Below are 21,876 nucleotides of genomic sequence, written 5' to 3'. Positions count from 1 at the left end.
AATTCCTTCATTGGCCATATTTTTAAAGATTTCGAATTTATCCTGTCCATATGTCTTTAAGTCATCGTAGCGTTCACCGTGACTAAAAGTTAGATTTAAAAGCCCAGCAACATCACATTGAAACTCATCAATCAGGTTGAGCTGGAAGCTTGAAAGCTCTAAGATAATACCTTGAGCTGGTTCACGCTCTCCGCTCATGCGCTCATAAATATAATCACAAAAAGGTGTTCCAATATTTCCACCAACAAAGTAATCCCCTGTTGGGTCCTGCTTGCCACACTCCTCTAGAAAGGAAACAACAGTGGTTTTACCATTCGTCCCTGTGACACCTAAAATTGGGGCATCAGCAAATTTATAGGCCAACTCAATCTCGCACCAAATTGGGCAAGTCGCTTTAGAAAATAATGGAAGCTCCTTAGACATACCAGGAGTCAGTATAATTAGGTCCATCTCTCCTAGAATATCGCAGGCCTCATCCTGAGCAACCTTGGCCTTGATGCACGAAGAGTCCTCAATGGCAGGCCACGTTTCAACGGCCCCCTGATTAACTAAATAAATATCCTTACCTAGAAAAGTCAGTAGGCGTAGAGCTGAAAGGCCAGAAAGCCCAAGGCCAACAACTGCGATTTTATTATACTTATTTAGCGATTCATTAATGATCATATGACTATTACCTTCCAAATCATGGATAAAAGTGCTACATTGCTGTGCATGAATTACCAGCAATTATTTTTAAACCTTGCCTCTATTTTAAGGCCATATAGTCAGCTATGGCAAAAAGAAGTTCTCCAGGCTTGGCGTGCTGGTGAGATTGATGAAATCATTCCAGAAGATCTCATTGATCCCTTAAGAAAACTTAGTCATGAAGAACTCTACGAGCTTGACTGCTTGAGAGATTATTCAAAGCTTGAAGAAGGTCCACTTAAGTCACTCTTAAATTCACTAAAAGAAAATGAAGTTTATGAGACGGTTGAAGAGTCCTTAATTCGTGGAGTCGACGAACTTCCAAGTTGGGCGTTTTTTAAAGTTAAGGGAAAGAAGCAGGATGAGATCCTAGCGATTGCAAACTTCCTAACGAAGCTTAGAGATAAAGAAGGCGACTTCAAGCACACTGTTGATATTGGAGGAGGCGTTGGTCACCTATCACGCACTCTTGCTCATTACTTTGGCATGGAGATGATTAGTCTTGATATTAATACTGAATTTCAAGAAATTGGCCGCAGTCGCCTAAAGAAATACCCTACACCAGAAGGTGCTAAAGACGTAAAGTTTATTAACCATGACTTTAGCATCGATTTAGAGGGAAAAGAAAATGCTCGTATATTCAGTAAAGACTCCTTTTCACTAGGTCTTCACACATGTGGCCCTTTGGCCGTAAAGCATATGCAAGTGGCAAGTGGCAATCAAACAAGAGGGCTACTAAATTTTGGCTGCTGCTATAATAAATTAGACCCAAAAGAGCATACTAACCTCTCTCAATTTGCAAAAGAAAATAACCCGCTACAAATTGAAAGTAATTGCTTAACACTCGCAACTCGAGGTCATCAAAGTATGGAACTTGAAGACTTCAATCAAAAAAAGCGAGTGAAGTTTTATCGCTACTGTCTTCAATTCTATATCGATACTGTTTATGGAAAAAAAATCGACATCATCCCTATTGGTGATGCTCACAAGAGACTCTACGCCCTTTCATTTAGTGAATATGCAATTGCAAAGCTAACTGAAAATAATATTCCAATTAACTTAAGTCCAAAAGAACTTGATCAGTTCTTTAAAGATCATCAAGATACTCTAGAGAAATTATTTCTAGCAAATGTTGTTCGTTGGCAATTTGGACGTGCCCTAGAGCTTTACCTTCTCTATGATCGTGCTATCATGCTACAAGAGCGAGGAAAAGAGGCCAAGCTAATGGCCTTCTTTAACGAAGTTGAATCCCCTCGCAATATTGGAATTTGGTATCATGAAGCAGAATCAAAATCATAAAAGTATTTTAATTACTGGCGCAACGACAGGCATGGGCAAGGCCTTTGCTGACCACTTTGCGACTCTAGGATTTGATCTCTATCTGCATGGCCGAAACCTTGCCCTGCTCGAGCAAAATGCAAAAGAATATCAAGATAAGTATCAAGTTAATTGTGAAATTATAATCAAGGATCTCGCAGATGAGGATGCTTGTGAATTTGTGATTTCAAAAATAAAAGCGCCACTTACATACCTTGTGAATAACGCTGGATTTGGAGTCGCAGGAAAGTACCCAGAAACAGATATTGAAAAACAAGTAAGAATGCAAAGAGTGCACGTCGAAGTGCCAATGCGCCTTACTCATCACTTTCTTCAACAAAGTGAACAACTTAAAGTTATCAATATCGCCTCTCTCTATGCCTTCTTCCCAGTACCAAGACAAAGTGTTTATGCTGCTTCAAAAAGCATGCTTCACTCTTTTAGCCTGGCCCTAGGACGAGATCTAAATGGAACCAATAAACAGGTCATCTCTGTCTGCCCTGGACTTGTCTATACTCAATTTCGTATCAATCAAGGAAAGGCCGAAAAGCAACACTTTAGTGGAATCTCATCTGAACAAGTCGTTAAAGAGACAATGGACGCACTAAGTAAAAACAAATTCTATATTGTTCCAGGTTTTCTAAACAAAATCTTCAAAACACTACTAACAACAATTCCTCATACACTTACGCTGCGAATCATCGAGCGAGTCAACACAGGGCGTGGATACTAAAAATACCTTACACCTCTAGTCAGATATGTAATTACCCATTAAAATGGCGCCCACACAACACACAAATTAATTGTAAATTAAGAGGACACCATGCAAACAACAACTGTTAATATCAATGATATTAAATTAAATAGTGAATACCTAAGAACTAATACTGATGTTGAGACATTAAAAATCAGTATCGAAAATATTGGTCTAATCAATCCTCTAACAATCAATAAAGAAAACGAACTACTAGCTGGTGCTAGAAGATATCAGGCCCTAAAAGAGCTTGGAATTGAAGAAGTTCCTGTTCATGTTGTTGACCGCAAGTCACTAGAGCAAGAGCTAATTTCAATTGATGAAAACCTTGTGAGAAGAGCACTCGATAAACTTGAATTTGAAAAGTGTCTTAACCGTGGGCGCGAAATCTTTGAAGAGCTAAACCCAACGGCCACTAAGATTGAAGTTGATGTTATTGCAACAACAACAGAAGAAAAGAAGCTTGAGAAGGCAAAAGAAGAGCAAGACCAGGATTCATTTGCTGCCATTACGGCACAAAAGACAGGTCTTTCAAAGAGTGTGATCAAAGGTGCAATTAAAAGAGATGCCCTTGCATCAGAACATGTAAAGAAAGCACGTCAACTTGGTCATATCAATGCAAGTGTTACTAACGAGATCATCAAGCTAGATAAAGAAGTTCAAGACAGCGTTCTTCCAATGATCTCAGATAAAACAGTAAAAGAAGTAAAACAAATTGTTGCAGCAGCAAAGCGTGGTGGTGTTCAGGAAGCTGAACAAGAAATTGAAACAATGGAGCCATTGCCAGCAGAATATGCTCACCTTAGAAACCTTTCAAAGAGAATGAATAAGAACCTTACTCGTATTCTTTTAGAAGAGCTTACTTACGAAGGTAAGGAGTCTGCTTCAATCATGAAAGAACTAAGAAAGATGCAAGAGAATCTTGAGCGCTTCTTCAACATGGGAACAACTTCTAATCACGTAACTTCTGATTCAACTGAAACTCAGGAAGTTATTTCTGAGCCTACGATTGTACTTGATGAAGATCAACAAGAGTTCAATCCAGAGTACTCTCTCTAAACCCAAACCACTTTACAAAAAATTGACAATATAACGCTTTAGGCAGATGACGAATTACTTGGTCATCTGTTTAAAGTTTCGTTATGATAATCGTCATGAAATTAGTCAAAGAGAACACCCTTTTTATTATGTGGATTGTTGCCATACTGGCAGCAGCTGGCTCACTATTCTTTAGTGTCATCATGGAATTTGTTCCGTGCACACTTTGTTGGTGGCAGAGAATTACCATGTATCCACTTGCAGCGATTTTACTGATAGGCTTTTATCAAGATGATAAAAGAAGCATTCTCTATGGTGCCCCTTTTATTATTTCAGGATGGGCCATTTCAATTTATCACAACCTCGTTCAACTTAAGGTCATTCCGGAAAGTGCGAGTCCCTGTGTAAGTGGTGTCCCATGTTCAGAGAAATGGATTAACTGGTTCGGGTTTATCTCAATTCCAATGTTGGCATTCTTCGCCTTTACAATTTTATTTTCACTATTCTTATTAGAAGTTTATAGCAACAAGGATTTCTTAAATGCAAAAAAGTCATAAAATTATAGCTGCAATCGTTACTGTTATTGCAGTCTTTGCCATTAGTGCAACATTTTACAAAAAACAACAAGCGGCCAAGCTCGGTTTTATGGCCAATGAAAATCACAAATTATTTGTCAGAGATTACTCTCCTTCTATCGGACCAGATGATGCAAAAGTTGTCTTAGTCGAGTTCTTAGACCCTGAGTGTGAGTCTTGCCGTGCCTTTGCACCATATGTAAAAGAAATCGTAGAAAAATACGAAGGTAAGATAAAGCTAGTTGTTCGCTATGCGGCCTTTCACAAGAACTCGGCCTATGCAATCTCAATTCTAGAGGCAGCAAGAAAGCAAGGTCAATACTGGCAAACTCTTGACCTACTTTTTAAGAGTCAACCAGCATGGGGAAATCACCACAACCCACGCCCAGACCTAATCTGGAATTACTTAACAACACTAGATATAGATATTGATCAAATCAAAAAAGATATGCATGATCCAAAATTCATGGAATGGATTAAGCAAGACGCAGAAGATGGAAAGACACTTGGAGTTCGTGGAACACCGACTTTCTTTATCAATGGAAAACCATTAGAGCGTTTTAGCTATCAACAACTAGAACTACAGATTCGTGAAGAACTAGAAAAATAAGTAGAATGCATACCTTTGCCAACTCCCACTTTCTAAAATTAATTGAAGATAGTGGGAGTGCATGCCCAGAAAGAGGTTGGGAACCCACTCACCTTGCGACCAACAATAATCAGCTCATTTCATATATCAAATCACACAGCTACGGTGAGTATATTTTTGACTGGGCCTGGGCCGATCTCTATCACCGAATGGGCCAAGAGTATTACCCAAAGCTTATTCACGCCATTCCTTTCACACCAGTAAATAATAGTAAATTCACTCAAGAATTTGATGGGACGCTTCTAACAAAGTCTTTTAATATGTATCAGGAGTTAAACCTATCTAGTGAGCACTACTATTTTACAGATAATAGCTATTATTGCCTGAAAGACTTAGGCTTCTTTAAACAAATTACGACTCAATATCATTTTATTAATGAGTACGCTTCATTTGAAGACTACCTTTCAAAGCTTAAAAAGAATAAGAGAAAAAGCATAAAGAAGGAACGAAAGGCCTGCCACTCATATGATATTGAGATCAAAAAAGTATGTGCAAGTGAGCTTACAACAGATGAACTTAAACAGATATATGGCCTATATTTAACAACGATTGATAAGAAGTCAGCTTATGCCTACCTTACTCTCGATTTCTTTCTTGGGTTAAACACCCTAGAGAATTGTTTTTTTCACCTGGCCTATAAAGAAGATTCAATTATTGCCATGGCCCTATTTTTTGAATCCACAACAAAACTCTATGGACGCTACTGGGGAGTTCACCCTCTTCATCAAAATAAGTATGAGTTTCTTCATTTTGAAATGTGCTACTATATGGCAATGGAGTATTGCATCGATAATAAGCTAGAGATTTTCGAAGCTGGTGCCCAAGGAGAACAAAAGCTCTACCGTGGTTTTAGGCCAGTTGAAATTGAATCCTGGCACCATCTAAAAAATCCACAGCTTCATGATGCTATTGCAGATCATGTCGAAAACCAGAATACAAGTGTAAAGAAATATCACGAGGATTTAAAAGGGCTACTTCCATTTAAGAAGTAACCCTTAGTAATTAATTGATTGTAATGTGAGAATCTTTATAATCGACCTTTAAGTCTTTTTCTTCCAGATCATGTGCCATGATCTCTTTTGATAAAGGTCTCGTTACTAATCGGTTAAAGATTGAAGCAAGTGGTCTTGCACCATAGGCCTCGCTGTAACCTTGCTCATTAAGTCTAGCGCGCACACTTTCTGATAAATCGACCTTAAGCTTACGGCCAAGTAGTCTCGAGTTAAGTAAGCGTACTTGCTTATCAATTAGCGAGTTCATGATTGAGCGATCAAGTGCATTGTAAGTTAGCACTGAATCAAGTCTACCTAAAACCTCTGGTTTAAATGCTGTTTCAACAACTTTTGCATTTGTCGTTAAAAGGATAATCGTATTTTTAAAATCAATTGTTCGTCCTTTATTATCTGTTAGCCTACCGTCATCTAAAATTTGTAACAGAATATCACCGAAGTCATGATGGGCCTTTTCAATTTCATCAAAGAGAATTACTGAATAAGGGTGACGTCTTACCGCTTCAGTTAGAACACCACCCTCTTCATAACCAACATAACCAGGGGCGGCACCAATGAGTTTACTCACTGAGTGCTTTTCACTAAATTCAGATAAATCAAAACGTATTAAGTTATCCTGTGTATCAAATAAGAACTCACATAGTGCCTTTGCTGTCTCAGTCTTCCCCACACCACTAGGACCTTTTAGGAGGAACGAACCTAGTGGTCGAGAAGGGTCTGTCAGACCTGCGTGGGCCGAAATAATTGTATCAGCAATTTCTGTTAATGCTTCTTCTTGTCCGTAAACACGTGACTTTAAAAAGCCTTCAAGTTGTAAAATCTGCGCTTGTTTTGACTTAAGGATTTTCTCGACAGGAATTCCCTTTTGTCTTGAAATCACAAGAGCAATATCTTTAGTCGCAAGAACCCAATCGTGATGACAAGATTCAAGCTCTTTTTCAACTTCTGGAAGCTGAGAGTATTTAATCATTGATGCCTTCTCATAGTCTTGACTTCTTTCAGCAGCTTCTAACTCGAAGTTTAGGCGATCTCTTTGATTCTTTAATTCAGAGACTCTCTTAAGTGAAAGAACCTCTTCTTCCCAAGTGCTTTTTTGCTCATTGAATTTTTCTTCAAGCTCTTCAACTTCTTTGGCCAACTTTTCATTGTCCTTATCAATTTGCATATTCACTTTCTTTGAGCGAATTTCAGCTTCTAACTCTACGAGTTTTGCTGGCATCGCTTCCGCAGATAGTTTAAGTGCACTTGCCGCTTCATCCACAAGGTCGATGGCCTTATCTGGTAAATTCTTATCTGTAATATATTGATCAGATAAAATAACGGAGTTAAAAATTGCATCATCAGAAATCTTAATTCCATGATGAATCTCTAGCTTCTCGCGAATCCCCATTAAAATTTCAATAGCATCTTCTTTTGATGGCTCATTTACCGGTACTGCTCGAAAGCGTCTTTCAAGTGCACTATCGCCTAGAATATATTTTTGATATTCTTCATCAGTCGTTGCTCCAATACAATTGAGCTCTCCTCTTGCAAGAGCAGGCTTCAAGAGATTGGCCGCATCCATAGCGCCATCTGTTTTACCAGCACCAACTAACTGGTGAATTTCATCGATAAAGAGAATCGAAGTTGCTGCATTTTGTTTAATATATTTTAAAAGCTTTTGTAGACGCTCTTCAAATTCACCACGAAACTTAGTTCCGGCCATCAGAGCACCCATATCAAGTGCATAGACAGTCTTTCCTTCTAAGACATCAGCAACAGTTCCCTTAACAATCATTTCCGCAAGGCCTTCAACAATAGCAGTTTTACCTACTCCGGCAGGCCCAACTAAGACAGGGTTATTCTTCCCACGACGTCCTAGAATTTCCATTACCGCACGAATTTCTTTCGAGCGTCCAATGACAGGATCGAGCTTACCTTCAGCGGCCATTTCATTCAGGTTCGTCAGGAAGGCAGGAACCTCCTCTTCATCGTCTCCATTCATAGCAGAGTTAAAGACATTCGGGTCAATATTGAGACTGGAGAGGGTTGTCACAATATGCTTTAGAAGGTCAGTTTCTGTTACTTCCTGACGGCCTGATTGAATAGCATTAGAAGATGCCAATGTGAGCCACTTACTAAGTCCTGCAGTAGGTCTGACATTATCAAGTGAGACTTCCTGAGAAGCTTGAGGTAAGCGCTCAATTTCTGATTTTATATCTTTTAATTTATTCTTTAATGCTCTTGATGAGAAAGAAGAAGGATTCTTCACCAGCCCATAAGCAAGGTGCCACTCAGATAGTTGAGTATTCTTCTTTTCCATTAGAAGAGATTGGGCAATATCGAGACTGCCTGCAACGATTGAATCGTACTTATTCATAAAAATTCCTCCACGCAAATTCTTGGGTATAAACACCTAAAATCATGAGGTATTTTTCCCCTTCTACTAATAAGATGGGACGTGTTTTATAATTGTCAAGGTAACCAAAATATTTTTTCGAAATAAATGAGATTATTATGAATAAATTTTTTCTTCAGCTTTTCCTTATCTTTGTTTTAATCCTTAAGTCCCAGGCCTTTGCCCAGAAGCTCCCCCCCCTCGACTTAAGTTCTCCTCGTGCAACCATGAATTATTTCCTTAAGTCCATGAAGGCCTATAAACTTGGAAATGACCAAGGGCTTGAACAAGCGGTACTGGCACTAGACGGACGCCATATTCCGGATACAGTTAAGGAATTTAAATTAAAAGATTTCTCAAGAACTCTTATTACTGTTTTTGATCGTATCGAATATATTGATGTAAAGAGAATTCCTCGTAAAGTAGATGATGGAATCTGGTACTACCGAAAAGAAGTCGTACAAGTAGAAAATAAAGATCACAATGTTGAAATTTCTATTCGCCAAGTACAGCGTGGGGATAAAATGGTGTGGCTTTTTACGAAAGAAACAATGTCGTCGCTACGTTTTTATGACCTCTCACTAAAGGGTAAGAAAGTTGCAAAGGATGTCGTCTATAGTCAGTCTCCAAAAGAGCGTTTAAAAGAATATCTACCTGCATGGACTTTTCATCAGCGCTTCCTTCTTTTAAATATTCACTGGATACTCTTACTTGTCATTACTCTCTTTAGTTTTATTATTGACCGAATTGTGCGCCATTATATTGCGGCCAAAACAATATCAATTCTTAAGAAAAGAAATATTACCTTTACTGAAAAACAACAAAATAGGCTAACTTCACCATTTGGAAGCCTTGCCTTTGCCTATATTTTCCAAACACTTGCTACGTGGATTGATCTGCCTGCCGATGCTCTCGTCTTAGTCGTTAAGGCATGCGATATCGTCATGGCCATTTCAGTAGTCTTTATTCTTAATCAATTACTAACTGTTATCTGCCTCTATCTTGAAGACAAGGCACGTGAAACAGAGAATAAGTTTGATGATATTGTTGTTCCACTAATTAGAAAGACTGCCAGATTCTTTATCTATGCTGTCGGTATCATTTTTATTGGTGATGCCCTCGAACTGGATATGAAATCAATCCTAGCCGGTATGGGAATTGGGGGGATCGCCTTTGCACTTGCCGCCAAGGATACAATTTCTAACCTCTTTGGTTCATTTACAGTTCTTTTTGATAACCCATTTACAATTGGTGACTGGGTTAAGATTAATAATGATATCGAAGGTATCATTGAAGAAGTGGGAATGAGATCCACAAGGATCAGAACATTTCACAACTCGCTCCTATCCGTTCCAAATGGAAATCTTATCAACGCCAATATCGACAACCTTGGGCGCAGACGCTTTCGTCGTTTTAACACAACTCTAGGAATCGATTATGCGACTCCACCAGAGAAGATTGAAAATTTTTGTGAAAGTATTCGCCAAATTATCGTTGCACACCCAATGACGAGAAAAGATAATTTCCAAGTTTATTTTAATAGCATGGGTGCAAGCTCACTCAATATTCTCGTGTATATGTTTTGGGAAGTTCCAAGCTGGGATGATGAATTAAATGAGAAGCATAAATTCTTACTCGATATCCTAAGGGCCGCTAAGAAGCATGGAATTAACTTTGCTTTCCCTACCCAAACTCTTCATGTTCAACAGGACCCTGGTGTCACTTATACGCCAGAAGACGTGGATTTTGGCCGCTCACAGCAGATTGCAGATGAGCTTGCGAGCGACAGATGGAATGCACCTAATCGCTCATCTGAACTTCGATTAAAATAAGATCTATAAAGGCCTTAGAGTTAAAACTTTAGGGCCTGACTTCTTCATAAGATCAAAGCTAAAAATTTGAGGACGATACTCATCATTCATAAAACGCTCTCTCTGATTATCATAATAAGGAGAAAGCATATGTCCAGAGTTTCCTAAAGGTAGAATTCCATAAGAAATATCAACATTAGCAAAATCGATAAGACGACGAGTACTAGGCCCTGTTACTGGCGTATGCCCACTGTCACAAGAAACACGTCGAATATGATTAATGCTATTGATCGAGCCATTTGCCTCATAAGGCCCATGGTTAAATAGTTTTGCAAGGTACTTATTCTTTGCAAAAGGGTGAGGCATCGTAAGTTGGTGAACACGTCCCCAACGCCAAGTACTTATATCTTCACCAAGTTCGTCCTTTAAGTACGCGACAGCTTCTTTAAATGCCATAGCAACAACAGTATCACGATCTTCCACAGGTGCAGTTTTTTCAATATCCCACCAATTATCAAATGGTGTATCAAGTAGACGATAGTAGAAAATCCAAGAATTGATGGCCTTACAATACTTAGTGTAGTCCTCGCCCATCTCATCCATTAGAAGTTTACGGATACGCATATTAGTTTCATGAAATATTGTAGGTGCAACTTGCTCCTTACGAGAGTGTCCTTTCCAATCCATAAAAACTTCAAGGGCCTCTTCTTCAAGAGAGCTCATCGGATATTTCTTAACTGCATTATGAATGATCTTCTGCATCTTGCGATTATTCGTACTAAAGCTTGCAGTTTGTACCATCTTTTGAGAATCCATATCCCAGTTATCACGAAGTTCGAGTGACTTTAGGATTGTATTGTAGCGATTATCTGAGTGCCAACCTCCACGATGATAGATTCCTTCCTTCATTGTCTTAGGTGCATCATTAGCAGAAACAATAAAACCATTTTCAGGGTTAATTTCATGTGGCTTCTCATCAAATGAATAGACGCCTAAAATTTTACGATCTGGAGTTTGTACAAGATCTGACTCAAAAGGATGAGACCTCTTATAGCTATCACCCATGATAAGTCTAGCAACATTACCATCAGCATCAGCATAGACAATATTTAGGCCAGGGGACTTTACAATACTTGTGGCCTTCTTAATCTCTTCTAAGTTCTTTGCACGGCCTAGCCCATAAAAACCTTCAATCGGTTTATTACCTTCTTGAAAAAAGCTAAAATGAGCGGCGATATTCTTGGCATCTTTATTTACGGCCTGAACGATCTCATTAACAACAGGCCCTTTTTCACTCCACTTAATTTGAAAATCAATTGAGTCTTCACCTTTAACTTTAATTAGTGAATCCTCAATGCGAACAACTTCAAAATCATCTTCTAACTGATAGAGATCAACATCATCTGTATAACTGATAGTTAATCCCCAACCGAGCTTACGATTATGTCCCATGGCCGGAAATGGAATCAGTGGTAGAAAGTGACCATACATATGAAAGCCTTCTTCTTTATTCTTTATATTTGCTTCATACCAAATATTTGGAGCTGAGAAATTAATATGTGGATCACTTGCAAGGATTGGGCTTCCAGACTTTGTCTTTTTGCCAGAGATTGCCCAAGCATTTGAGCCTGTAAATGTCCCGATACCTTTTAAAAGTGATTCATAGTCGATAAAGCTTGCATCAACGACACGTCTTAAACGTTTCGAAAAATCAACTTCGTTATTAGCAAATAAATACTTGAAGTCACGATGCTTAACCTTGGCCATAATACTTTGATAAGCAACTTCATTTCTCATAAATGGAGAGAAGCTATAGTTTAGATAGACGAAGACACCATAGATATCCTCAATATCAATTTTCTTTGGCCTAATTCCTAATAAGAAAAACTCAATTGGCCTTACATTATTTTCAAGATAGTAATTATAGCCGGCCATAAATGATTCAAGGTCTTTTTTAACAACCGGATCAAGAGAGGCCAAAATACCTTCACGAATATACTTAGAATTTAAAGTGCGAAAAAGTTTATCGACAGCAACAAGATCAGGGCCAAGGATTTCGGCAAGTCTTCCCTGCCCAGCACGACTTATAAGTTCATATTGAAAGCTACGGTCACTGGCCATTGAAAAACCAAGAGCATAATTCATATCGTGGCGAGAGTCCGCTTCGATGTGAACAACACCTTCGTGGTCACGATAAATCTTTGTTAAACCATTTAGGCCATCGATTTTAAGACTTCCATGCATTACCGGGAAAGAGCCTAAGAGCATAAAATAAACAGAAGCGATTATTAAAACAAAAAGGCCGATAGCAATACCTAGAATCTTTCTCATGATGATCTCTTAATTCTTAAATAGATTGTTACTTTTAACTAATTCAACGACTTCCTCTGGAAGCATTTTTTCCCAACCACTCTCATCTTTTTCGATCATCTCAATAACTGTTCGAGACCAGATTCCTGATGCTTCTTGATCATAACCTTCAAGATCAACGATTAGCTTATTTTCACGAAGGTACTTAACAAGAAACTCTAGCGAGCTATCATAAGTTACATCCGCAAAGCTTAAGCGTTTCTTTGAGTCATGATCATCGGCACATGGGTAGAGGTATAACTTCGTGTTAAGTCCAAATAACTCTCCAAGGCCACCAAGAATTCCAAAAGATGTATTCTCATAGTGCTTGATATTTAAAATTTCATTTAAGTTATATGTGTTTGTAATAAAAGCAATTTGATTCTTAGCAATTGGTTGTAAGAACTGATTTAATTCGAAATAAGAAGCGAAATTTGTGATCAAAACTTTTTGCTTAATCTTTGCAAGTAAATCAACACGAGCTAAGAAGTCAGCGTTATCAATTGATGATGAACGAGAAAGAAGTTTTGACATTGAAATCTCTGAAAGAGTCACAACATTCTCACATTTCTCACTTGTACATAATAGCTCACGCCCAACTTTAAGAGCATCAACATTACCCTTTGTTGGTGGCCTAAAAGAACCTCTAAGAACAACAAGTGGCTTGCGATATAAGTAATCCTTGATTTGAACAACTTTACCATTCTCATCAAACATCACGGCCGAAGTAAACTTTCTCTTAACAAGTTCTAAAGAAAGAATACGTGGATCAATACCATCAAAGGCTGGGCCTCTAACGTCAATCATATCAATTCTTAAACGACTTGCTGAAAGGTTATCCATTAGAGATGAAACTAAATGAGAAGAATCACTCGTATTGTAGAAACAGCTGTGAATCATATTTACACCAAGAAAACCAATGGCCTCTTGTTGCTGAAGATTTTCTTGATCAAGCATATTTACGTGAAGAATAAGATCAGATGGTGCAGCTCCTGCTTCATGTTGAAAGCGAACACCAAGCCAACCGTGACACTCACCGCGTCCCGAGTAACTTTTTGCAGCAACAGTATCGGCAAAGCAGAAGAATTTCGTTCCTTCTTCTCTTTGATCCTTGAGACGCTTGTACATCTTTGTAAACTCAGTCTCTAGCATCGTATGCAGACGACCTTGTGAAACATAACGTCCCGACGCTTCCACACCGTAGATCGCATCAGAGATTTGCATATCATAAGCAGACATCGTCTTAGCAACAGTACCGGCCGCCCCACCAGCTCTAAAGAACTCGCGTGCAACTTCTTGTCCTGCGCCAATTTCTGCGAAACTGCCGTAAACTTTATTATCTAAATTAATTTGTAATGCTTTTTGTTTTGCTGATAGAATTTGGCAAAAATCCATAGTATAAATTCCTTAAATTTTTTTAGTTATAATAACAGCTTAGGACTCTATATGGCAAAAGAACACGACACGAATCTCTTTAAAAAACACATCTTTATTTGCAAGAGCTGTAAGAAGAATGAGTGCCCTATGCTTGAAGATGCCATGGCCCTAAAGAGCGAATTGAAGTCTTATTTCAATGAAAAATATGGAAAGGGTGTTGTTAGGGTTACATCAAGCGACTGCCTCGGAAAATGCCGTGAAGGTATCCATATTGTCAGTTATCCTGAGGCAAAGTGGTTTAAAGACGGCACCAAAGAGTCTGCTCAAGTCTTAAAAGACTACGTAGATTCAAGTATTTAGGTGAAGTTCACAAAAAATTGACTTAGATTTATCAAATATTATCCGATAACGATGCTATAATATCCTTAGGAAAGGAACCAAGGAGTGATTATGTGGATTCCTGTTATCATCGTCGGTATTTTAGTTGGAATTGCTTCAGTGAAAGAGAAGCAGGCCCGCGAAAAAAGAGCTAAGGCCTACATCCCTATTAAGGTCAAAGATTAAATAGAATTAGTTTTTGGCAAATTGAACGGCCACTTCTTTAGCGAAATACGTTAAAATCATATCGCATCCAGCGCGCTTAAAGCTCGTTAACATCTCCATTGCTACAGCATCGCCATCAACCCAACCATTTTGGGCAGCGGCTTTTACCATTGCATACTCACCTGACACATTATATGCAGCAACTGGAAGATTTGTACGCTCTTTCATCTTAGCGATGATATCAAGGTAGCTGATTCCTGGCTTAACCATTAAGATATCTGCTCCCTCAGCTTCATCAAGTTCAATTTCACGTAAGGCCTCAATTGTATTGGCCGGATCCATTTGATAAGTCTTCTTATCACCTGCTTTAGGTGCACTATCAAGAGCATCTCTAAAAGGCCCATAGAATGCTGAAGCATACTTGGCCGTATAAGACATAATTTGCGTGTTAGTGAATGAATCACTATCAAGGGCCTCTCGAATAACCGCAATACGGCCATCCATCATATCTGATGGGCCAATGATATCACTTCCCGCTTGGGCCTGTGCAAGTGCCATGGCCGCAAGAATATCTAGTGTTTCATCATTTAAAATCTCACCAGTCTTTTCACAAACAAGCCCATCATGGCCATCACTTGAGTAAGGGTCCATTGCAACATCTGTCATGATAAGCATATCAGGACAAGCATTCTTAATATCTTTAATTGTCTGTTGAAGAAGGCCATTTGGATTCTTTGATTCAGTAGCAAAGCGATCTTTAATTGAATCATCAAGGGCAGGAAATAGTGAAACACACTTAATACCTAAGTTCCAAAGCTCTTTTACTTCCCTAACGATAAGATCACGAGAGTAACGATTAATCCCAGGCATAGATGTCACTGGTACTGTTTGATTTTGTCCGTCGATAACGAACAGAGGCATAATTAGATCATCTACAGTCAGAGTCGTCTCACGCATAAGAGATCTCATCGCATGATTCTTTCTATTTCTTCTTGGTCGAATATTATTTAAATACATCTCTATAGTCCCTTTTATAATCCCATTTGAATTTTAGTTTTAAATGCAAGAGCATACATTGAGATTTGCTTAATCATGCTCGAAAGTCCGTTGGCACGAGACATTGATAAGTGTTGGCGAAGGCCAATTGTATCTAAGAAATCAGGCTTCGTTGCAAGAATTTCATCTGGTGTGGCATTCGAATAAACACCAACAAGAATTGAAACAATTCCCTTTACGATGGCCGCATCACTGTCGGCACGAAAGTAAACCTTGCCATCTTTAAGCTCTGGAATTAGCCATACTTGGGACTGGCATCCTTTCACTTTATATTCTTCTTTTTGTAAATCTTCAGGTAGGGATTCCATCTCTTTTCCACGAGAGATGATGTGCATATAGCGATCTTCCCAATCGCCAAAGCCGTTGAATTCTGAAATAAGTGCGTCAACTCTTTCTTGTATTTGCAAAATGAACTCCTTAAGTCAATATGTATCGGAGTCTAGCATTTTTTAGATAATGCGTGAAGCAAACTCCACTACTTTTTCTATTTGAGCGGCAATGTGGTCAATAAAGTTTTGAAGGGCAATGAAAAATCCGTAATTTCCAACTTGATTCGTTAGCATCGCAATCATTGAGTCTAAAATATCAAGGTATGGTTGCAAACCAAATTTCTTTACCAATAATTCAAGATAAGTAGCGACACCTTCCACGTCACGTCCTTCGTTAGTTACAACATATAATGGGTTCTTAATTGTGGCCACGAAAGCTCCTTTTTTGTCTCTTAATTATAGTTATAAAGTCGAATCATTCCACGAATCAATTAAATTTGCGATTTTATTAAATTGTTCATGTAGCGGGCGATATTCCTTGGAATTATAGGCATAGATTGACTTTTTAGCGGCCTGAGATTTCACAATCTGGGCCTTATTAAAGAATGGAGCAATAAAGCGGTCATCTCCAGTTACCTTTCGAATAAGTTCCTTAATCTCGTCAAGATCACTTTCCTCTTGCTTACGTCTAGTGTCCATTAGATTTGGAATATGCGTGATTATCTCAGGAAGCTTAACAATTTCCATATCCTCAATATCAGAGAGCATTCCATAGAAATGCTCTAGTCCTTTCATTGAAAAGTCATCAGGCCTAAAAGGAACAATGACTCCATCACTCACACAAATACTATTAACAACGAGAAGTCCAAGTGTTGGTGGGCAATCAATAAGAATATAGTCGTAGCGTTTTCTAATTCCAGCTTGCTCAACATATTTCTTTAAAATCATTTGTCTTGGAGAACTTATTCCCGCCACACATAATTCAAATCCAGATAGTTCTTGGGCAGATGGAAGAAGGTCCACACCCACATCTGTTTTAAATACGACTTTTTCAAAAATAGTTGAAGTGTGCATATGCTTAAGCTCTTTTACAGAGTTAAGTAGCAGGTTGAAAATACTAATGCTATCACGGCTTTCTTCGTGGCCAAAGAGATAGCTCATATTAGCCTGAGGATCCATATCAATGACAAGAACCTTATGTCCTTTCTGGGCCAAGGCATGTGCCGTATTAAAACACATCGTTGTTTTACCAACTCCACCTTTTTGGTTAAGAAAAGAAATGATTTTTCCTTTTCCTAAGTCTTGTGATTTTTCAGCACGATTGCGACCAAAGAACATAACCTTCTCCCAAGAATCATTCATTGTCATGATACTCAGAGATTATATCATAATTTTAAGTGTTGGCACCAATTAGTCATACTGATTTGGGTCAAGTTCGATAACACAACGCAGACCAATTCTACTACTCGCCTCAGTATCAGGAAGAAATTCAAATGCGTAGACACCGGCACCAGAAAGACTTGCGTAATCACCACCACTAACCATACTTCCGTTAACTCCATTAGTGTTGTTAAAGATTCTAAAGATCTCATCATCATGAAGTTGAGAGTTCGTGATTCCAGCAGTTGAACCAATTCTTAGAGTATAGTCATTAATGACACTTCCAGGCATGGCATCTTCAGTGGCCTTAGCGGCGTTAGAAATAGGAATACCAAAAACATAGTTAAAGTATCTTGCACTATAATCTGAAACATTTTCGAATAAGTGGCTATCAAGCTCAAGATCACAATCATTGTCCCCATCCGAGTCATTACATGGCCCAATAAATGAATCCATTAGGTAATCACCTGTTCCACCATAAATATCGGCCTTAGTCGAAACGATTGAGGCAAAAGAGTAGATATTAGCGTTGAAGCCATATGCAGTATTTGAAATCTCTGCAACATTTCCGACAGCATCTTGTACACCAAAGGCCGAAGTACAGTCCTGAGTAAATACAGAGCCTGTATGAAGTGAGCGAATACCTGAAGAGTTTGTTCCAGGGATAGTGTGAATATCAGATGAACTTAAATTATCAATATCCATGTACGAAGACTCAAGGCCACTTGCCCCTGATGCGTTACATTTACTAGAAGAGTTAAGTGCTAGTCCCCTTTCCACAACTTCGATATTAGCATCAGAAGTTGCTCTTACATCCCAAGCACTATAAGCGATCTGCTCATCACGTGTTGGAAGCTTATAAGATGTCGCCGCTCCATATCCAACAATAGTCGGTGACCCTGTTAGAGTCGTACATGCATTTACAGCATTAGCATTTGTAATATTTGTTAGCGGTGGCAAGAAAGATTGAAATGCCACTGCTGAATCAAGTGTCTGATTAGAGAAACTCTGCCATACCCCATTTTTTACATAACAAGAGCCTGTTGATCTCTCATAGAAAACAGATCCATCTGGCCCATCATAAGCACCTAGGTTTTGAGCGACACATTGTCCATCTGTTGTATCACAACTTGTTTTAGAATACGGACATCCCATTTCAAAACGAGGAACAAGTAAGTCTTTGCCAAAGTCATAAATTGAGCCAATAGTCCCAAGAGCAGAAGCAGTATCACCAAAGCCTTTGTACTCACATACATAATTGCTATCAATGAAAGAGTCTGAATGCATCATCTCACATGCCTTCTTGTTAACCATCCAGCGGTGAACAAAGGCAAAGTTCTCTTGAGGAGCAACGACTGTTAGCTTCGCTACATTATTATTTGTTGTAATCTCTAAAGATTCATTATCACCTAGTTGATTCGTAAAACTTAGAACAGGTCTTACTTCATAGACATAAGTGTGATTTGGAACAGGAGCTAAACGTGAGTTCTCCCCATTATCAACATATGTATTTGATGAAGTAATAAGGCTTCGGTTTAGAGGGTTACTGTAATTAAAAGTATGAAGAGGCCCTGCCTTCTTACGATAGACATTATAACCTTGAATTGCTCCAGATGTACCTACAGTGAAGTTCTCCCATTCAAGATTCACACTTGAAGTTCCATGATATGGAATCCAATTTGTCCCATCAGAGTAGAAACAATCTTCACCCGTTGTTGCACGGTAACCTGTATTAAATAGGAATTTTCCATCATTATCACTTGCTAATAATGTTTCAGTTTGAGAGTTGAAGACAACACTAACAGATGATGCATCACCTGAGTCATATGTAACATCACCAATACAACTTGCACTACCAAGATCATCACAAGTCGTCGTTGTATCTTCTAGAAGTCCATTAGTTGTATAATCACGATTAACTTCTGAAATATTACAAGCAACAGATTTATTAACTAATACCCAATCATTTGAAGTTGTCCCTGTTGAGTAATAACACTGATTAGATGCCGTACGATAAATTGCTCCAGGCGCATCCGGGACAATATTATTAGCTGGTGAAACTGTTCCGTAACACTCATTTCCACCATCACATTTTGTAAGAGAGTGAGAACAAGTAAAACTAGACTCCACTCGAATACCAAAGTGGTTAACTTTTGTACCAAGTGCTTTTACATCGGCCCAACCGTGGTGAGCAACTGTTTGAGGCTCAACTCTAACTTTGAAAGAAACAGATGTTCTTGGTGCACCAGTACCATTATCAACAAGGTCAAATGAAATTGTCGTTTCACCAAATTGCGATGCCGTTGGGATCATTTTGATTCTAAGAATTTCATTGATTGATATTCCATTATCGATTACTCCGCTGGCCATGGCCCCATTTATAGCAGCAAGATCCCCTGCTTCACTATATTCACCATCAAGGTCAGTATCTTTTAAGAATTGAATATTCATTGGCTGAATAAGAACATTATTAGTTGAAACAACATTTTCAATCGTTACCGTTTGAGAAGCTTCATTAATGCTTCCACCTTCACTGATAATAACATTATCAATAATGATATCTTCTTTTTCACCTACGATAACATCACTCATAAAGCTTGCATTCTGAACACCATTATTTGAGGCAACGGCCCAGTCATCAGTATCAACTGATTCATAGCATAGTCCATTAGTACGATCGAAATAGACAACAGGATTATCACTTACGTGAGAAGTAGGATTGAAGCTAGGCGCTCCATGACCAATACAATTATTCACACCACATTCAGTACGTCCTGCGCGGCGATCATAAACTGAATAATTACAAATGACAGGGGCATCAGAAGTTTCTTGAACAATAACATCAAGACTTTGTACAACTGATTCTGCATTGCTTGAATCCCTAACAACAAATTGGAAGTCATCAGGAGTTCCCATTGTGTTAGCACTATTACCATTTAATGTTTCATATAAACATGTAATAGCACCACCTGAAGAAATGGCACAATCTTTAATTGTTCCTTCAGTACCAGCAAGAGATCCTTGCCCTGCCATCGTGTTGATACGATTTCCGCTTCCATCAATGAAGTAAACTGTAAGAGTTGATGTTGTATTGTCGACATCAGAAACACTTCCTAGAGAAATTGTTTCACTTACTTTATTCCAATCTGAAGACTCATTCATCGTGTGCGTAAAAGGACCTCCTGCCACAACCGGTGGATCGTTTTTAGCATTGATGACAACATTGATATAACCTGTTGTATGGAAGTCTGCCATACTTGTTAAAGGTAATGGAGAATCCGAAATTTGATACTCGACAGTAAAGACACCATTTGCATCTCCATCAAAGAAGAGATTACAAAAAGTAGCGTCGTCCACACTATTAGCATGGAAAGTATCTCCTGGAGCTCCTGTACAAGAACCTTGAATATCAGGGTAACTTGTTAAATTTTTAAATTTATATCGTAGATCAGAGCTTGGAAATCCCATGTAAGAATCATCAGATGCAGTTGGGAAATAGAGACCGACTGCCGTTTGAGCACCAGGAGTTCCAGTACTATCCTCATCAACAGTAACTGTAATAATATTTGCAGCAACTGGCTCATCATCAACTTCAGTGATTCGAACTGAAGCAACTCCAGTATTTGAATACTGGCCATTTGCATAGATTTGGTACTCGACCATATCTTCTGCGGCCGCATTGAAATAATCGGCACTAGTAGTAAACGCTAATGTACACTTACCGAGTGAACAATTACATGAAATATTTGAGTTTTGTACACTTGCATGAACCGAGCTTGCAATACAGTAAGTTGCAAAGTCACCATCATAATCAAAGTAACCTGAGACAGGTATTTCATTAACTTCACTATCAAATTCAAAAGTAATGAGAGAATCTTCAGCGACAGTCGCACTTCTTGTTGCAGCAACACTTGGTGCTTGATCAACATTTGTCACATCGACATATAACCTTGAAACAGCACTATCTCCATCATCATCACTGATGTAGAAGTCAATATATGAAGATCCATTTGTATGGCGAGAAGGCTCAATATTCATCGAACAAGTACCACTAATACACTCACAAGTTGCACCTAACATTTTAATTCCAGGTGTTGGACTCTCCGTTGTATTTGGACCAGTTATCGTTGCAACAATGATTGGATTAATTGTTACACTTGAGTTAATTGCATTAATAATTTGCAGAGAAGTTGAAAAGCCTGCATCAATTTGAACCGTAATTGTATTTGTTGCAATTGAAACGACTTCAGAACCGGCCGAAACAGATGGGTTATCAACAAGTTCAAGATAAAGCTCTGAGTGATTCATTGCATTCTGCCAAGTATTTACTCTTTCAAATGTCATTGAACCAATTGTTATGGTTTGATTTAAACCTGTTGCGCTATTAACAATAGTACATGAAGTAGGTATTCCCCCATTTTGATCTGTGAAAGAAATTGGAAAACTTGTCTTGGCCGCATCTTCAATCATTGAAACTGAAGTTGTTGTAATAACCGGTGCCTTTGGAGAAACATCAAGAATACAACTTCTTGTGATTTCATCAAAGTAGTGCCCATCATCACAGCTTGCCTGCTTTAAAGAATTCATCTGCGGTGTACAGCCGATGAAAGCACTTAAAAATATTGAAATTAAAAGTATACGATTCATTATCTTTCCCAAGTATCCCAATAACTTATCGCCAAAATAT

At 38.6% G+C, this 21,876-nt stretch carries 17 protein-coding genes; 8 read left to right on the top strand and 9 right to left on the bottom strand.

The genetic code is table 11. The annotated features are described in order from the left end of the window. A partial coding sequence (locus ABMA79_RS10845) for a Mur ligase family protein (RefSeq protein WP_393092519.1) occupies positions 1-663 on the bottom strand: 663 nt, incomplete at its 3' end. Between the two features lie 48 nt (positions 664-711). Between ABMA79_RS10845 and ABMA79_RS10840 the strand changes: the two genes are divergently transcribed. The 6 genes from ABMA79_RS10840 (at position 712) to ABMA79_RS10815 (ending at position 6,009) form a co-directional block, all read left to right on the top strand. After that, positions 712-1,983, top strand: coding sequence for a methyltransferase (locus ABMA79_RS10840; RefSeq protein WP_393092516.1), 1,272 nt, complete (start codon positions 712-714; stop codon positions 1,981-1,983). Beyond that, positions 1,961-2,734, top strand: coding sequence for an SDR family NAD(P)-dependent oxidoreductase (locus ABMA79_RS10835; protein ID WP_392860327.1), 774 nt, complete (start codon positions 1,961-1,963; stop codon positions 2,732-2,734). The genes ABMA79_RS10840 and ABMA79_RS10835 overlap by 23 nt, the downstream gene beginning before the upstream one ends. A 90-nt stretch (positions 2,735-2,824) precedes the next feature. Beyond that, positions 2,825-3,814 carry a ParB/RepB/Spo0J family partition protein gene (locus tag ABMA79_RS10830; RefSeq protein ID WP_392860326.1) on the top strand — a complete coding sequence of 330 codons (990 nt, stop codon included), beginning with the start codon at positions 2,825-2,827 and terminating at the stop codon, positions 3,812-3,814. Positions 3,815-3,909: 95 nt separating this feature from the next. Next, a complete protein-coding gene (locus ABMA79_RS10825) occupies positions 3,910-4,350 on the top strand; it encodes a disulfide oxidoreductase (RefSeq protein ID WP_392860325.1) in 441 nt (146 codons plus the stop codon). After that, positions 4,334-4,978 carry a DsbA family protein gene (locus ABMA79_RS10820; protein WP_393092514.1) on the top strand — a complete coding sequence of 215 codons (645 nt, stop codon included), beginning with the start codon at positions 4,334-4,336 and terminating at the stop codon, positions 4,976-4,978. The genes ABMA79_RS10825 and ABMA79_RS10820 overlap by 17 nt, the downstream gene beginning before the upstream one ends. A gap of 5 nt (positions 4,979-4,983) precedes the next feature. Further along, entirely contained in the window at positions 4,984-6,009 is a 1,026-nt protein-coding gene (locus ABMA79_RS10815) for a peptidogalycan biosysnthesis protein (RefSeq protein WP_393092513.1), read from the top strand. A 10-nt stretch (positions 6,010-6,019) separates the two neighbouring features. On the opposite strand, the gene ABMA79_RS10810 is transcribed toward ABMA79_RS10815, so the two are convergent. Further along, a complete protein-coding gene (locus ABMA79_RS10810; protein ID WP_392860321.1) occupies positions 6,020-8,386 on the bottom strand; it encodes an ATP-dependent Clp protease ATP-binding subunit in 2,367 nt (788 codons plus the stop codon). Positions 8,387-8,523: 137 nt separating this feature from the next. Between ABMA79_RS10810 and ABMA79_RS10805 the strand changes: the two genes are divergently transcribed. Then, positions 8,524-10,236 (top strand): mechanosensitive ion channel family protein, encoded by a 1,713-nt coding sequence (locus ABMA79_RS10805; RefSeq protein WP_393055391.1) that lies wholly within the window; start codon positions 8,524-8,526, stop codon positions 10,234-10,236. Between the two features lie 3 nt (positions 10,237-10,239). On the opposite strand, the gene ABMA79_RS10800 is transcribed toward ABMA79_RS10805, so the two are convergent. Both ABMA79_RS10800 and ABMA79_RS10795 read right to left on the bottom strand, forming a co-directional pair. After that, positions 10,240-12,546, bottom strand: coding sequence for a penicillin acylase family protein (locus ABMA79_RS10800; protein ID WP_393092510.1), 2,307 nt, complete (start codon positions 12,544-12,546; stop codon positions 10,240-10,242). Between the two features lie 9 nt (positions 12,547-12,555). Beyond that, positions 12,556-13,959, bottom strand: coding sequence for a TonB-dependent receptor (locus ABMA79_RS10795; protein WP_392860316.1), 1,404 nt, complete (start codon positions 13,957-13,959; stop codon positions 12,556-12,558). A 51-nt stretch (positions 13,960-14,010) separates the two neighbouring features. On the opposite strand from ABMA79_RS10795, the gene ABMA79_RS10790 reads away from it, so the two are divergent. Continuing rightward, a complete protein-coding gene (locus tag ABMA79_RS10790; RefSeq protein ID WP_392860314.1) occupies positions 14,011-14,301 on the top strand; it encodes a hypothetical protein in 291 nt (96 codons plus the stop codon). 210 nt (positions 14,302-14,511) lie between these two features. Here the strand turns inward: ABMA79_RS10790 and hemB are convergent, their stop codons facing one another. The 5 genes from hemB to ABMA79_RS10765 are packed head-to-tail and all read right to left on the bottom strand — an operon-like array spanning position 14,512 to position 21,836. Further along, positions 14,512-15,501, bottom strand: a complete 990-nt coding sequence (gene hemB, locus ABMA79_RS10785; protein ID WP_392860313.1) for a porphobilinogen synthase — start codon at positions 15,499-15,501, stop codon at positions 14,512-14,514. Between the two features lie 14 nt (positions 15,502-15,515). Continuing rightward, positions 15,516-15,947 carry a SufE family protein gene (locus tag ABMA79_RS10780; protein ID WP_393055382.1) on the bottom strand — a complete coding sequence of 144 codons (432 nt, stop codon included), beginning with the start codon at positions 15,945-15,947 and terminating at the stop codon, positions 15,516-15,518. Positions 15,948-15,989: 42 nt separating this feature from the next. Beyond that, a complete protein-coding gene (locus tag ABMA79_RS10775; protein WP_392860310.1) occupies positions 15,990-16,241 on the bottom strand; it encodes a hypothetical protein in 252 nt (83 codons plus the stop codon). A gap of 30 nt (positions 16,242-16,271) precedes the next feature. Then, positions 16,272-17,171, bottom strand: coding sequence for a ParA family protein (locus ABMA79_RS10770; protein WP_393092507.1), 900 nt, complete (start codon positions 17,169-17,171; stop codon positions 16,272-16,274). Between the two features lie 48 nt (positions 17,172-17,219). After that, a complete protein-coding gene (locus tag ABMA79_RS10765; RefSeq protein ID WP_393092504.1) occupies positions 17,220-21,836 on the bottom strand; it encodes a hypothetical protein in 4,617 nt (1,538 codons plus the stop codon). Positions 21,837-21,876 lie beyond the last annotated feature (40 nt).

Source organism: Halobacteriovorax sp. HFRX-2_2, assembly GCF_043196705.1.
GTDB lineage: Bacteria > Bdellovibrionota > Bacteriovoracia > Bacteriovoracales > Bacteriovoracaceae > Halobacteriovorax_A.
Note: the sequence above shows the minus strand (reverse complement) of the source record. Positions and strands in the feature narration are given on the sequence as shown.

Excerpts from the sequence above, each read along its gene's own strand:
- ABMA79_RS10770 (WP_393092507.1), bottom strand. The coding sequence starts at position 17,171 with ATGAATGATTCTTGGGAGAAGGTTATGTTCTTTGGTCGCAATCGTGCT.
- ABMA79_RS10765 (WP_393092504.1), bottom strand. The coding sequence starts at position 21,836 with ATGAATCGTATACTTTTAATTTCAATATTTTTAAGTGCTTTCATCGGC.
- ABMA79_RS10815 (WP_393092513.1), top strand. The coding sequence starts at position 4,984 with ATGCATACCTTTGCCAACTCCCACTTTCTAAAATTAATTGAAGATAGT.
- ABMA79_RS10825 (WP_392860325.1), top strand. The coding sequence starts at position 3,910 with ATGAAATTAGTCAAAGAGAACACCCTTTTTATTATGTGGATTGTTGCC.
- ABMA79_RS10810 (WP_392860321.1), bottom strand. The coding sequence starts at position 8,386 with ATGAATAAGTACGATTCAATCGTTGCAGGCAGTCTCGATATTGCCCAA.
- ABMA79_RS10835 (WP_392860327.1), top strand. The coding sequence starts at position 1,961 with ATGAAGCAGAATCAAAATCATAAAAGTATTTTAATTACTGGCGCAACG.
- ABMA79_RS10820 (WP_393092514.1), top strand. The coding sequence starts at position 4,334 with ATGCAAAAAAGTCATAAAATTATAGCTGCAATCGTTACTGTTATTGCA.
- ABMA79_RS10805 (WP_393055391.1), top strand. The coding sequence starts at position 8,524 with ATGAATAAATTTTTTCTTCAGCTTTTCCTTATCTTTGTTTTAATCCTT.
- ABMA79_RS10840 (WP_393092516.1), top strand. The coding sequence starts at position 712 with ATGAATTACCAGCAATTATTTTTAAACCTTGCCTCTATTTTAAGGCCA.
- ABMA79_RS10800 (WP_393092510.1), bottom strand. The coding sequence starts at position 12,546 with ATGAGAAAGATTCTAGGTATTGCTATCGGCCTTTTTGTTTTAATAATC.
- ABMA79_RS10795 (WP_392860316.1), bottom strand. The coding sequence starts at position 13,959 with ATGGATTTTTGCCAAATTCTATCAGCAAAACAAAAAGCATTACAAATT.
- hemB (WP_392860313.1), bottom strand. The coding sequence starts at position 15,501 with ATGTATTTAAATAATATTCGACCAAGAAGAAATAGAAAGAATCATGCG.
- ABMA79_RS10790 (WP_392860314.1), top strand. The coding sequence starts at position 14,011 with ATGGCAAAAGAACACGACACGAATCTCTTTAAAAAACACATCTTTATT.
- ABMA79_RS10830 (WP_392860326.1), top strand. The coding sequence starts at position 2,825 with ATGCAAACAACAACTGTTAATATCAATGATATTAAATTAAATAGTGAA.